The organism is Vibrio aerogenes, assembly GCF_024346755.1.
Taxonomy (GTDB): domain Bacteria; phylum Pseudomonadota; class Gammaproteobacteria; order Enterobacterales; family Vibrionaceae; genus Vibrio; species Vibrio aerogenes.
Genome location: NZ_AP024861.1, coordinates 495,023 through 507,729, shown reverse-complemented (window position 1 = coordinate 507,729; position 12,707 = coordinate 495,023). Strand labels below are relative to the sequence as shown.

Below are 12,707 nucleotides of genomic sequence, written 5' to 3'. Positions count from 1 at the left end.
GTTAAGGTTTATCGATACAGATCGTATCTCTCAGACTCATTCATATTTTCGCTTCTTATCATGCCGGTAAGGTTTACGGCTATAGGTTGATGACATCACCCGGGATACTGACTTTTCAATAGATTCCCGAAGGCCGCGAAAAAGCATCACTTCATCAGAATCTCTCAGATACATCTGAATAGACTCGGCCATTTGATCAATAATTGCCTCTGCATCCCTGATTTTGAATGTTTTTGATTCAGCAATCCTGAGAAGATGAGCCTTGTCCGGAAATACTTTACTGTTTGCCAGTTTCAGTGCCATTTTATTATCGATGGTGTCATAAATCAGGGTATGCGTGATATCAAAGGGAGGGGATACAAAAATGTGATTCATATCTGGTGTATACTGAAGTGCAAAGTTTTTCAGATGCGCATCACCATTACCAATCAGACAGTTAAATACAATGTACTGGTACATTTTACGTACTTCTTCATGACTGTTTGTATACAGATGTGTTGCTTTCAGCAATGTCTCATAGCTACCGGAATATTTTGCATCGGGATGGTTAGGCTTTTTCAGTAAAGTAGTAAAGTCTTCATACCCCATTCTGACTTCTTTCCCTGCGTCATCAATCTTATCAAAACGTTCCACTACGAAAACTTCAAGGCTTTCAGATAAATAAACTTTAGGAGGATTTAACCCGCAATATCTTGCGGCTTCCATACAAACAAACTCGTTCACAGTCAGTAATGGAAACTCTTCGTCAAATGATTTAACGATCAAGTCTTTCTGCTCCAGAGTCCGGTTCGTTCTGGGGAGACTGACTTTCGGTTGAACACCTGCAAGCGTGTTCCTGAGATAGTATTTTTCAAGTAACCGGGGGAAGAGAGGTTCTTTGCTTTTATACCGGAGAATTTCATCAAGAGAGATCGATTCTGCTTCAGACAAATTTAATTCACTGTGATAAGCAAGTAAGCCAATACCCTGCTCTCCCTGCAAAGCAAGCAAATACATATCATTAACTCTGGCATATCGGGCCAGTTTTTCAGAAATATACCGGCGGTTAAATCCTTCCGGAAGATTTTGCGAAAATATAGGATGAAGTGCACCTGAAGAATAACCATCAAGGTTTTTTTTAGTCATCGTCAGAGACACATATCGCTGACTTTGAGTCGGTTGGTAATGATACACAGAACCATGGGTTAAGATACCCAGCGCCTGCTCCCCCGAATACACATCAATTTTATCAATTTTAGACGGTAGCTTCTCAGGTATCATCATTCATTCTCCTCCCGAAACAGTTCTTCAATCTCATCCCAGTCCGGCAGCTTATGTCGTTTAACCTCAACCTGAAGTTCTAAGCCAACAGCATCGAGATAACGTTCAAAAATGTCCAGTGATCCGGTAAAGCGCCCATTCTCGATTTCTGAAAGCGTTGTTTTATGAATCCCTGTTTTTTCCGCCATTTTTTGTTGTGTCATTCCAAGCTGTTTACGTTGATACGCAACTTGCTTACCCATTGATACCCGACTTGCCATACAAACACCCAGAAGTTATCTATATAGCTAACATAATATAATAGTTAACCAAAATTAGCTATATAGCTAACTTTTTAAAGTGCTTGGGCAACTATACGCTTTTCAGCATATTCTGTGCTGAAAAGCCGGGAAGAGATACGTACCGGCTATCTTTCCGTTGTACCACTGGAATATGAACCCGAAGATCTGGTGTTGTATGCTTTTTACTCTTCCGGGAAACATTTGGCGAAAAAAATCCCGGTGTTTGTTGAATATTTACAACATCAAGCCAGAACCTGAGATAATTATCGTATTCCGGGATGGAAATATATGAAAGGGGCTTAATTGCCCCTTTATTCAAATATTATTTGATAAATATCATTGCTTATTATTCAGGGTTAATTCCTGGATCATAAGTATCATTTTTATCTTAGCCATTATTCATCGTTAATATGGCACGGACAGAGTATGGTGCATTATCAGTCACCATAAGTACACTCAGATCATTAAAAACATCACCGGGTTCTATACCCGCTTCTTCTTTATTCACGCGGAAAGTGATATTACAGGTATTGGCAGGTGCGACCGGGGTACGACAATGATTATCATGAATCGTTACGCCATCTGGCAGATACACTTCAGTGACAGAGAAAGGTTCGTCATGTTGATTATCCACCGGAACCGTCACCAAAGTGACGTTATTGTCAGAATTTGATGACACCTTGATTGGATAGCCATAGGTCATCCATAATGAAACCGGGATATAACTATATGGCGCACCTTCAACGAAAAGACCCGCCTGTATTTCATAGTCAAAATTCTCCCGCATATGGCCTGCTTCCTCTTTATTGACACGGAAGGTCAGACTGCAACTCTCATCAACCTGTAATTCGGAATCACACCAATTACTGTCAAGCGTCACACCTTCAGGTAAGTTAATATCAGTGATTGTGAAAGGTTGCTGGCTATGATTCTCAACAGGCACATCGACCAGGACAACTTTCTCATCAGAATAAGAGTCTGCCTTAATTGGTGTTGCCCATTGACCCGTAATAATATTTTCTATCCAGTCATGGACCAAGCCAACATTGGTGTAAACACCATAAGGGGTATCAGAGAAGCTTTTATTACCCCAACTGGTAATTCCGGCCAGTTTTGGGGTGCCCTGATCATTGATAATTAAAGGGCTTGCCCGGTCACCAACAGCGGCATGAATATAATCGCCCGCACAAATCACATCTTCGCCGAGAGAAGCGTAGTCTTTTTCAATAGAAGCGTAAAGTTCTGCCATAGACTCGAAATATCCTCCAGTGGAAGCGTAGTATTCGCCGACATTCTGGCAGGTGCTGCGTTCAACGTAAGATACTTCCGTTTGATGTTGTGTGGCAGAATAAAGAACGCCGGTAGATGCATCTCCCAGCTCACGCCAACCTGTCAGTTGAAGTGGCTGACCGGAAACCAGCGAATTGACCAGTTCAGCAGAAGCAGGCTCAATTGCTGTACCTGCTACCGCTTCATCCAGTTCAAGCACGGCGATATTATAGTCATATAGCCCATCTTGAGTTGTGTCCAGATCTTTTGCCAGCGGATGTCTGTAAATATTTTTGATCGCAATTTTCTTCCCGTCTGTCTCCATCTGATCGAGATTTTTAATACCGACAATCACATCTGCATTCACTTCGGGACCAAACATAATCAGGTCGGCACACTGAGCCGAAGTCAGCCAGTAACGTCCGCCAAGAAAAACAGCATCGCAAAAATGTTTATTCATCCCATCATATGATGATGGGAGCCGGTGAACTATAGCAGCCATCAATGGTGAGCCAGGTAATTGAGAGGGGATAACTTGTGGCGCAGGATTTGTTGAAACACCATTTACTTGTGATGAAGCCATCGCAATCACAGGTAATGAAAGACCTGTAATCAATAATGGAATATATTTTTTCATACTTAACACCAATTATTTAATAAATAAAAAATAAAATAAAACGCAATTCAAAATAAAGACAAAAAAACAATAAAATATTGTTTAAAACGCCAAAGCAATAAATTGAACGCAATTCAAAATATATTAAACAATATTGATAATCAATGTATTCACAGTAAAAATATTTAAATTAATTGATGATAATAAGATTCATGCCATGCATTATTTAAATTTTTATGACAATTATATAATTTATAGTCATTCTTTTTGTTAGGTTCAACCAGGAACACGGGGGACACGCAGGAAAAGAAAAAAGCGCCTCACTCTTCGTGAAGCGCAATCACAAGACCTGAACACATCCCGGGGCTGGGTGTCAGTGAGCTACAACCACTGAGACTATGTGCCACGAGGTGAAGGTCAAAATATGAAAAGGAGTGCCAAGGGTCGTGAAACCCCATGTCATCTTCTGAACACAACGTGAATACCAAATCAGGATACTGTGCTTTCAGGGGAATCAGCCCGCTTTCAGACTGACAGGGATGGGATTCAAGCCAGTGTCCAATTTGTGTAATGACCTGTGGACTCACCCCTGCGGACTGCAATCTGTGATGCATCTCAGTCACCCCTCCATCATCAGCTGCGGAGAAGACGAGATGCCCATGATTTTCTTCAGCCATGGCGGTGGATGGTTACCCAGTACACCAGACAGTTCCGTTAACACCTGCGCGGCCGGAACAGGCGTCGCTTTCTTGATCGGATGAATATTCGCGCGGGTGACTCTGGCCGCTGCCGGGCCACCAATCGACAGTGTAAACAGCATCTGACAATCCCGAATCAGATCAACCATATAAGTAGATCGGGCTTCCCCGGTCAGGTCCGCCCGGATACTCCGGACATCCACTAACTGGTGACTCGTTGTACCAACTTCATAAACCAATACCCGCATGCATGAGCCATAATGACCATTGATCATTTCTCCCTGATTTGATGTCACCGCAACCTGAATGGTCGGCCCCTTGAGAGGAACGACGGAGGAAACGACCGGCGCTTCGACATCACTGGCTTCAGAATTAGTCAATGCAGCCAGTGCGTTTGTGACATCTTTGCGGCTGGGCCCTTCTCCCAAAGAATTCACCATCACACGAAATGCTTTGGGTGAAATGCCGGCCAGTTTCTCTTCCGACAAAGGTTCTCCCAGATGCTGAATCAGCAACCCCAGCAGAGAGCTCATCCCGACATTGGGCAGCAGGCGGGTTGCTATCGCAACCCGTAAGGCTGCCTGTTCTGAAATATAAGATTGTTGCATCTTCATTGCCTCCTGACGATGTGAAAATCTGTGCAATTCCCGTTCTCATCTCCCGGTACTGTTTGCAATATCCGGTTCTGTGTCTGTTTAAAATAGCCTTTTCGTTTAAAATAAAAGCAGTCAGGCTGCCTGCAATCTTTTGGCCCTGACGGTAATCGGCAGTTTAGGCCTGTCCATCGGGTCGATGTAATAAATCGCGCCGCCACTCAGGTGCACTTCACCGCCCCACTTATTCTCTTCATCAAATTCAAAGTGAGTAATTTCTTCTTCTAAATCTTTCTTAGCCAAATACAGCGAAAGCTTTCCCTGCTCGTTATATTGAATCATTACATTAGCCATATCAGTTCCATCCCTGTTCTTTGTAAGACTGTTTAACCAGAAAAGCAGGCCGACACTGCTGCGCCGGCCCTGCCTGAACGGCAATTAACGAACCAAATCGAATCCGAGATCGGTTTTGCCCATTTCAATCGTGTCACGATCCAGTTTTTCTAACACCTGATTCACCAGTGTTGTCAAAATATACATCGCGCCTTCATAGCCCAGTGTTGACTGGCGGTGCAGGTGATGACGATCAAAGATCGGGAAGCCGATGCGTACCAGCGGTACTTCAAACTCAGCCCCTTTTGCCAGCGTATCGCGCTGAATGAATTTACCGTATGAATTACCGATCAACAGATCAGGTTTCTCGGTAAACATCAGAGAACGCAGATGCCATAAGTCTTTATTGAAGAAGACCTGTGCATTTTCACTGTAAGGTGATTCTGCCAGCTGTGCCTCCATCTGTTTCTTCCAGCGTTTGTTGGCGTTATGACAAAGCACATGTTTGATTTCACAACCCAGTTCAGTGAGGAACTTACACATCCCCATCAGGTAATCCGGATCACCGTACAGCGACACGGTGACACCGTGCAGCCAGGTATGAGAATCGGTCATCATATCGACTAAACGACCCCGCTCTTTGGTGATCGATTCCGGGATTGGCTTTCCGGTTAACTCAGCGACTTGCATGACAAAATCATCGGTCCATTCAAGGCCCATCGGAATGTTGAATTTAGGCACATCCTGCTGCCAGACGGTTTCAATGAACTTTTTAGTTTTAACCAGCTGTGATGGTTGCAGCAACAGCGTGGCTTTTGCATTGGGTGCATCTTTGACTTCAGCAATCGGTGTTCCGCCAGCGTACATGCGGTACTCACCATCAGCCGGTGTATCGAGCACTTCAGATGGATCAGACAGGAATGAATAATCCACATCCATCTCATCGAGCATCCGGCGGATCACCCGGTAGTTACCCAGATACGTTTCAAATCCCGGTACAATGTTGATTTTTCCGTTGCTGTCGGGCGTTTTGTCGTCCATTGACTGCGCCGTAAAGTATTTGAGAATCCCTTCAAACATATTGTCCCAGCCAGTGGTGTGACTGCCGACAAAACTTGGCGTATGGGCAAATGGCGTGGGTACTTCTGATGGCAGATGACCTTTATCTTTCGCATTACCGATAAAGGCATTCAGGTCATCCCCGATGACCTCTGCCATACAGGTTGTGGAAACCGCAATCACTTCTGGTTTATACAACGCATAAGCATTTTCCAACCCATTAAATATATTGTCCTGTCCGCCAAATACCGCGGCATCTTCAGTCATTGAGTCAGAAACACACGCCACCGGCTCTTTGAAATGACGGTTAAAATACGTTCTGAAATAGGCCACACATCCCTGAGAACCATGCACATACGGCAATGTTTTTTCGAACCCGAGAGAACACAACACTGCGCCCAGAGGCTGACAGGCTTTCGCCGGGTCAATCGTGACATGCTTACGGGCAAAGTTCAGTTCTTTGTATTCTTCTGTCGTGGTCCACTCAAAGGTCTCTTTCACTTTGGCTGCGTCGACAGCATTTTCAAAGGCATCCCGCTTATTTTTAATAAGCTTTTGATACTCCGGTTGCTGGAATAATTTGTACCCAGCTTTGATATCTTCAACTTTTTGAGTCATGAGTCTTCTCCTGCCGTGCCACTAATCCGTGAACGCCGGCCCGGTTAAATTAATTGGAAATCCTTTCCTGAAAGGTTCGGGGTAAAGACCCTTAAGCAGATTTCGCTAATGCATCATCTTCAGACTTTTCTGCCAGCCATGGTGCCTGCAATTTTTTCCAGCATGGGTTGTTAATCGTCATATCCATGTCACGGGCAAAAATGGCAAAACCATCCACACCGTGGTAAGGACCGGAGTAATCCCAGCTGTGCATCTGACGGAACGGATAACCCATTTTGTGGAACACGTATTTCTCTTTCACCCCGGAGCCAACGATGTCCGGATTAAGGCGTTTCACAAATTCCTCAAGTTCATAGGCACTGGCATCATCAAACAGCAACGTGGCATCTTTGACATCCGGTGTGGTTTTGACATAGTCATCGTTATGAGCAAACTCATAACCGGCACCAACCACTTCCATGCCCAGATCTTCGTAAGCACCGATAATATGGCGCGGGCGCAGACCACCGACATAAAGCATGACTTTTTTCCCTTCAAGACGTGGACGGTATTTCTCAATGACTGCATTCCACTGTTCTTTATAACGGGCAATGACTTCTTCAGTTTGTTTCTGAATCTTTTCATCGAAGTAAGAAGCTATCTTGCGCATGGAGGCTTCTATTTTAGCCGGACCAAACAGGTTATATTCGACCCATGGAATGCCATGTTTTTCTTCCATGTAACGCACGATGTAGTTCATTGAACGGTAACAGTGAACCAGGTTCAGTTTGACTTTCGGCGTATTTTCCAGTTCAGGTAATGTACCGTCACCAGACCACTGAGCCACCACCCGCAGCCCCATATCTTCGAGAATGATCCGCGAAGACCATGCGTCACCACCGATGTTATAGTCACCGATAATTGCCACATCGTAATCGGTCGTTTCCACCGGAGATTCATGATCGTCTTCAAATACGTAATCCCGGAAGGTATCGTTGGCAATGTGGTGACCTAAAGACTGAGACACCCCACGGAAACCTTCACAGCGAACCGGAATGATTTTCTTTCCAATTTCTTCACCCTTCAGACGGGCAACTGCTTCAATATCATCCCCGATCAAGCCCACCGGACATTCGGACTGAACAGAAATCCCTTTGGTCAGCGGGAATAATTGTTCAAGCTCATCAATCGCTGAAGACAGTTTTTTGTCTCCGCCGAAGACGATATCCCGTTCCTGAAAATCCGTGGTGACATTCAGCGTACCGAATGAATCGACGCCCGTGGTTCCGGTATAGTAATTCCGGCGTCCCGCACGGGAGTATTGACCACAACCCACCGGACCATGTGAGATATGAATCATATCTTTGACCGGTCCCCAGACCACACCTTTCGAACCGGCGTAAGCACAACCACGCACCGTCATCACACCGGGAACGGATTTACGGTTGGATACAATGCACTTTGCACTGTCTTCACTGCTGTCATTCACCACCATGTGTTTGGCACGATCCTGCTTCGCAGCTTCAGGATAAACTTCAAGCACTTCATCGATCAGCGCCTGAGCTTGTTCTTTACTCATCGACATATAGTTTCCCTCATGCAATGATTTTTATGGAAAGCACTGAACAAACCAGCTCAGGCAGCAACTTCTTCATCCGCTTTTTTACCAATGATGGATTCATCTTCTTCATCAATGATGCCGAATTCCATTAGCAATTCTTCCAGTTCATCCATGGTTGCCGGTGTCGGAACAACGAAGAGTTTGTTATCAATCACTTTTTGCGCCAGTGTGCGGTATTCATCCGCCTGATTACATTTTGCGTCGTACTCAATCACGGTCATCCGGCGAATCTCAGCACGCTGAACCACATTATCCCGTGGGACGAAGTGAATCATTTGCGTACCCAGTTTTGCTGCCAGCGCCATGATCAGCTCATCTTCACGGTCCGTATTCCGTGAGTTACAGATCAGACCGGCAAGACGGACAGAACCTGTTGCTGCATATTTACAAATGCCTTTCGAGATATTGTTGGCTGCATACATCGCCATCATCTCACCAGAGACCACGATATAAATTTCCTGCGCTTTGTTTTCACGAATCGGCATCGCGAAACCACCACACACCACGTCACCCAGTACGTCATAGAACACAAAGTCCAGCTCGTCTTCGTAAGCCCCTTCTTCTTCAAGGAAGTTAATTGCAGTAATCACCCCACGACCGGCACAACCGACACCTGGCTCAGGACCGCCAGATTCAACACAACGCACATCGCCGTAACCCACTTTCAGCACATCTTCCAGTTCGATATCTTCAACAGAACCCGCTTCTGCAGCCATTTCCATGATGGTGTTTTGCGCTTTTGAGTGAAGAATCAAGCGGGTGGAGTCCGCTTTCGGGTCACAACCGATGATCATGACTTTTTTGCCCGCTTCCGCTAAAGCCGCGACTAAGTTTTGAGTGGTCGTTGACTTACCAATCCCGCCTTTTCCGTATATTGCACATTGACGAATTGCCATATCAGGTTCCCTCCATAGGATGTTAAAGAAAACAATTCCTACATCAGGGTGCGAAAATTAAGCCAACTTAGGGAAGGATATTTTTTCATTAAAAATCAATAAAATAAAAAGAAAAAATATAAAACAGACAACCAACAGAATGTCGATTGTCTGTTTTTTAACAAAGATTGTATGCTTGTTGTTGGCAGGATTTGAAGCACTGGAAACGATGAATTTATCACCCCAAAAGCGAGTACTTAAAGCGCTCTTAATTGTGCATGCTCAAGGAGAAAATCGATAAGCACCCGGATCCTTTTCGCTTTTTGACTGTTTTGCTGAAAACAGAGATAAAGGCCCGGATATTCAAACCAGTAAGGCTGAAGAATAGGCACTAACACGCCCTGTTCAAAATATTTTGCCATCAACGGTGTCAGAAAACGTCCGATACCGATGCCTGCAACCGCACCGTCTATAATGATGTCGGTGTCGTTCACGATCATTGCTCCGGGTATGTCTACGGTCACGGTGCTTCCCGCTTGCTTCATCCGTGTCGGAGCAAGTCGGTTTGAAGCGCCAAACCGGTATTGAATCAGTTTGTGGTTTTCAAGATCTTCAGGTGATTGAGGTGTACCGTACTTCTCCAGATAAGCGGGTGAAGCAAAGAATGATTCCTGAACAGGGCCGGTCAGTTTCCGCGCGACCAGGCCTTCCTCAATCAGGTCACCAAACCGGATGCCGACATCAATCCCCTCCTGAGAAATATTAACCAGCGCTTCAGACACCGAGATCTCCAGTTCGATATCCGGATACAGACGGCAAAAGTCAGCAAAAACAGGCTGAATCATACTTTGATAAACAAATCGCGGAATCGTCATGCTCACCTTGCCGGAGGGCGCACGACGGAGATCACGGACACCCTCCAGCGCACAATCCAGGGTTGTCATGGCTTCTTTGGTATTTTCCAGTAAAAACCTGCCCGCTTCCGTCAGGTTCATCTGTCGGGTCGACCTGCTAAACAACGGCAGCCCGAGTTTGCTTTCGAGGCGTTTTAAGGATTGACTCACCGAAGGCGCGGCCATTTCCAGTTGACGGGCTGCGCCCCGGATACTGCCTTCACGGGCAATCGAGTGAAATATCATGATCTGATTATAACTGGCTCCGGAACTTTTCATTTATCTGCCTGCGACACGCGATTTTTGTTAGGCAAAAGCTAACAATTAATTAGGTGACTGTCATCTGGTTATTGCTACCGGAGTCTCTAAAATACACTTATCACAGAGACAAGATTTAGCCCTGGAGTCAATATGAGTCACGTCGTTGTCATTTCCGGTCACCCGAACTTAGAGAAGTCATGGACCAACAAAATCATCTTGCAACAACTGGATCAACAGGTTGAAAGCATTGATATTCGTTATCTGGATCAGCAATATCCGGATTATAAAATCGATATTGAAGCCGAACAAAACGCACTGATAAAAGCTGACATCATCATTTTACAATACCCGTATTACTGGTATTCCGTTCCTGCATTGCTCAAAAAGTGGATTGATGATGTGTTTGAATTTAATTTTGCGTACGGGCCGGAAGGAGACAAGCTGAAAAACAAACACTTTATTCTGTCTTTCACGATTGGGGGCCCGAAAGAATCTTATGATCCGCTGGGCCATAATCACTTTACGATTGAACAATTATCACACCCGATGCAGCAGTTAGCTTACCTGTCCGGCATGATTTATCAGCCGCCGGTTTATACCCACCGTATGGTTTATATTCCGGGGGTGTACAACACGCAGGAAGGCGTAGAAACACGCGCCCGCGATCATGCGGTTCGCCTCCTCAGTAAAATTGACGATCTCGTCAATGCATTTGCGTAGGGCGTGTTTTACAGATATGTCTGTTTTACGGGTAAGTTCTGTTTTACGGGCAAGTCCTGCTTTATGGATATGCTCTGTTTCAGATACTTTCTGTGACATACATCAGTGCCGGCCGGATCCTGCTCAGTGACGGGCAGGATCCGGCGCGGTGAAAACAGCGCTGACATATCGAATGATCAATGCTCCGCAGCCACTTTCATCCGCCGGGCTTTCTGATGCAGCAGATGATAAATACCGGTCAGTACAAACCCGGCCAGACAGAACCCGATGCCGATTAAGAATGCGCCTTTAAAACTGCCGGTCGCATCGAAGACTTGTCGCATGATGGTCGGGCCGACGTAACCGGCAATCGCAAAGCCACAGAACATAATGCCAAAATTGACACTGTTATGTTTGGTCCCGAACTGATCGGCCGTTAATCCGGGGAAGACCCCCATAAAAGCACCGAAGCAGACCCCAATTACAGAGATACCTGCGTAGAATGTCTTCACATCGCCCTGCCCGGCGATATACAACAGATACAAGCCAGCCACAGAAAGCACACAGGCCAGCGCCAGCGTGTTGACCCGGCCGATTTTATCGGAAAGCACCCCCGCAGCAACCCGGCCGGAGACATTCAGCAAAGCCAGTGTTGACACAGCAGCAGTCGCAGAAGCCACTGACATTCCTATCATCTGCCTGGCCAGTGGCGCAGCCAGTGCGATACACATCAGCCCGGCGACGGCCCCGCAGGTGAGCAGCACCAACAAGATGTAAAACGTCGGCGTTCCCAGCATCTGCTTCCAGGTGAAGTTTTCCTGATGTGTGTCCCCTGATTTCTGTGGTGGTCTCCAGCCATCCGGTTTGAATCCGTCCGGGCATTTATCAATAAAAAATCCACTGACACAAACAATGACGGTAAACGCAATGCCAATGATTTTAAAAGAAGACAGAATGCCCATGTGACGGGTAATCGCAGCTGCAACCGGCGGAATAATCACCGAGCTGATGCCGAATAATGCCGTACTCAATCCGCCCACCAAACCCCGTTTGTCCGGGAAAAATTTGATCGACGTACTGATCGTCGCGCCATAGACCATGCCCAGCCCAAGGCCGGTTAACAATCCATAGCCAACGATCAGATGCGTGATGCTGGTTGCGAAACCGGAAAATACCATCCCGCCGCCAAACATCAGCCCGCCGACAAGAATCACCAGCTTTGGCCCGAACATATCATTAATCCGGCCACCTGAAATCATGGTCACCGGCCCGACTGAGTTGGCAACCACAAATACAATCGCCAAATCAGCCGCTGTCAGCTGCGTTCCGTTTAACTGGCTCAAATAATCAGCCATAGGCGCAGAAAAAACACTCCACGCATACATTGAGCCGATACATAAATTGATAAAACATCCGGCTGTTAATATCAGCCATCGTCTCCGGGAATAGTTTGTATGCTTCATACAACTCCTTTTCATTGAATGGACAAAAATCTTCCCTGAATGTTTAGAGCGTGTTTACCTTTCATCACCGTTCCTGCTCCTGCCGGAGGCGACGACAGGTGACTGTGAAAGATAAATACGCTCCAGGGTCTGTTCCCTGACAAAACAGGGGATGAAGCCGCATCTGATACCGGATCTCTGCGCCATGAG

11 protein-coding genes and 1 pseudogene are annotated in these 12,707 nt (G+C 45.9%); 2 read left to right on the top strand and 10 right to left on the bottom strand.

Going from position 1 to position 12,707, the window contains the following annotated elements; genetic code table 11:
* Window positions 1–36: 36 nt before the first annotated feature.
* Both OCV29_RS02290 and OCV29_RS02285 read right to left on the bottom strand, forming a co-directional pair.
* The gene (locus OCV29_RS02290) at window positions 37–1,263 is read right to left on the bottom strand and encodes a type II toxin-antitoxin system HipA family toxin (RefSeq protein WP_217653271.1); all 1,227 of its coding nucleotides are present in this window, start codon (window positions 1,261–1,263) and stop codon (window positions 37–39) included.
* Window positions 1,260–1,520, bottom strand: coding sequence for a helix-turn-helix domain-containing protein (locus OCV29_RS02285; protein WP_073601916.1), 261 nt, complete (start codon window positions 1,518–1,520; stop codon window positions 1,260–1,262). Before OCV29_RS02285 ends, OCV29_RS02290 begins: the two co-directional genes overlap by 4 nt.
* Before the next feature lie 150 nt (window positions 1,521–1,670).
* On the opposite strand from OCV29_RS02285, the pseudogene OCV29_RS02280 reads away from it, so the two are divergent.
* A pseudogene (locus OCV29_RS02280) lies at window positions 1,671–1,799 on the top strand (LysR family transcriptional regulator); the annotation flags it as partial.
* Window positions 1,800–1,929: 130 nt separating this feature from the next.
* Here the strand turns inward: OCV29_RS02280 and OCV29_RS02275 are convergent.
* From OCV29_RS02275 to OCV29_RS02245, 7 genes are all read right to left on the bottom strand, one after another.
* Window positions 1,930–3,447 (bottom strand): S1 family peptidase, encoded by a 1,518-nt coding sequence (locus tag OCV29_RS02275; RefSeq protein WP_073601917.1) that lies wholly within the window; start codon window positions 3,445–3,447, stop codon window positions 1,930–1,932.
* A 598-nt stretch (window positions 3,448–4,045) separates the two neighbouring features.
* Window positions 4,046–4,732 carry a NifB/NifX family molybdenum-iron cluster-binding protein gene (locus OCV29_RS02270; RefSeq protein WP_073601919.1) on the bottom strand — a complete coding sequence of 229 codons (687 nt, stop codon included), beginning with the start codon at window positions 4,730–4,732 and terminating at the stop codon, window positions 4,046–4,048.
* 120 nt (window positions 4,733–4,852) lie between these two features.
* Window positions 4,853–5,071, bottom strand: a complete 219-nt coding sequence (gene nifT, locus OCV29_RS02265) for a putative nitrogen fixation protein NifT (RefSeq protein WP_073601920.1) — start codon at window positions 5,069–5,071, stop codon at window positions 4,853–4,855.
* Window positions 5,072–5,155: 84 nt separating this feature from the next.
* Complete coding sequence (gene nifK / locus OCV29_RS02260; protein WP_073601921.1) at window positions 5,156–6,727, bottom strand: nitrogenase molybdenum-iron protein subunit beta; 1,572 nt, start codon at window positions 6,725–6,727, stop codon at window positions 5,156–5,158.
* A 91-nt stretch (window positions 6,728–6,818) separates the two neighbouring features.
* Window positions 6,819–8,285, bottom strand: a complete 1,467-nt coding sequence (gene nifD / locus OCV29_RS02255; protein WP_261887358.1) for a nitrogenase molybdenum-iron protein alpha chain — start codon at window positions 8,283–8,285, stop codon at window positions 6,819–6,821.
* 56 nt (window positions 8,286–8,341) lie between these two features.
* Complete coding sequence (gene nifH, locus OCV29_RS02250) at window positions 8,342–9,223, bottom strand: nitrogenase iron protein (protein WP_073601923.1); 882 nt, start codon at window positions 9,221–9,223, stop codon at window positions 8,342–8,344.
* A 236-nt stretch (window positions 9,224–9,459) separates the two neighbouring features.
* Window positions 9,460–10,374, bottom strand: a complete 915-nt coding sequence (locus OCV29_RS02245) for a LysR family transcriptional regulator (RefSeq protein WP_073601924.1) — start codon at window positions 10,372–10,374, stop codon at window positions 9,460–9,462.
* Window positions 10,375–10,506: 132 nt separating this feature from the next.
* Here OCV29_RS02245 and OCV29_RS02240 point away from each other — a divergent pair, with 132 nt between their 5' ends.
* Window positions 10,507–11,076, top strand: a complete 570-nt coding sequence (locus OCV29_RS02240) for an NAD(P)H-dependent oxidoreductase (RefSeq protein ID WP_073601925.1) — start codon at window positions 10,507–10,509, stop codon at window positions 11,074–11,076.
* A 176-nt stretch (window positions 11,077–11,252) separates the two neighbouring features.
* Here the strand turns inward: OCV29_RS02240 and OCV29_RS02235 are convergent, their stop codons facing one another.
* Window positions 11,253–12,518, bottom strand: a complete 1,266-nt coding sequence (locus OCV29_RS02235; protein ID WP_073601926.1) for an L-lactate MFS transporter — start codon at window positions 12,516–12,518, stop codon at window positions 11,253–11,255.
* Window positions 12,519–12,707 lie beyond the last annotated feature (189 nt).

What these genes read in the sequence shown, in the direction of transcription:
- OCV29_RS02275 (WP_073601917.1), bottom strand. Translation starts at nt 3,447, where the DNA reads ATGAAAAAATATATTCCATTATTGATTACAGGTCTTTCATTACCTGTG.
- OCV29_RS02245 (WP_073601924.1), bottom strand. Translation starts at nt 10,374, where the DNA reads ATGAAAAGTTCCGGAGCCAGTTATAATCAGATCATGATATTTCACTCG.
- OCV29_RS02285 (WP_073601916.1), bottom strand. Translation starts at nt 1,520, where the DNA reads ATGGCAAGTCGGGTATCAATGGGTAAGCAAGTTGCGTATCAACGTAAA.
- nifH (WP_073601923.1), bottom strand. Translation starts at nt 9,223, where the DNA reads ATGGCAATTCGTCAATGTGCAATATACGGAAAAGGCGGGATTGGTAAG.
- OCV29_RS02270 (WP_073601919.1), bottom strand. Translation starts at nt 4,732, where the DNA reads ATGCAACAATCTTATATTTCAGAACAGGCAGCCTTACGGGTTGCGATA.
- nifK (WP_073601921.1), bottom strand. Translation starts at nt 6,727, where the DNA reads ATGACTCAAAAAGTTGAAGATATCAAAGCTGGGTACAAATTATTCCAG.
- OCV29_RS02235 (WP_073601926.1), bottom strand. Translation starts at nt 12,518, where the DNA reads ATGAAGCATACAAACTATTCCCGGAGACGATGGCTGATATTAACAGCC.
- nifT (WP_073601920.1), bottom strand. Translation starts at nt 5,071, where the DNA reads ATGGCTAATGTAATGATTCAATATAACGAGCAGGGAAAGCTTTCGCTG.
- nifD (WP_261887358.1), bottom strand. Translation starts at nt 8,285, where the DNA reads ATGAGTAAAGAACAAGCTCAGGCGCTGATCGATGAAGTGCTTGAAGTT.
- OCV29_RS02240 (WP_073601925.1), top strand. Translation starts at nt 10,507, where the DNA reads ATGAGTCACGTCGTTGTCATTTCCGGTCACCCGAACTTAGAGAAGTCA.
- OCV29_RS02290 (WP_217653271.1), bottom strand. Translation starts at nt 1,263, where the DNA reads ATGATGATACCTGAGAAGCTACCGTCTAAAATTGATAAAATTGATGTG.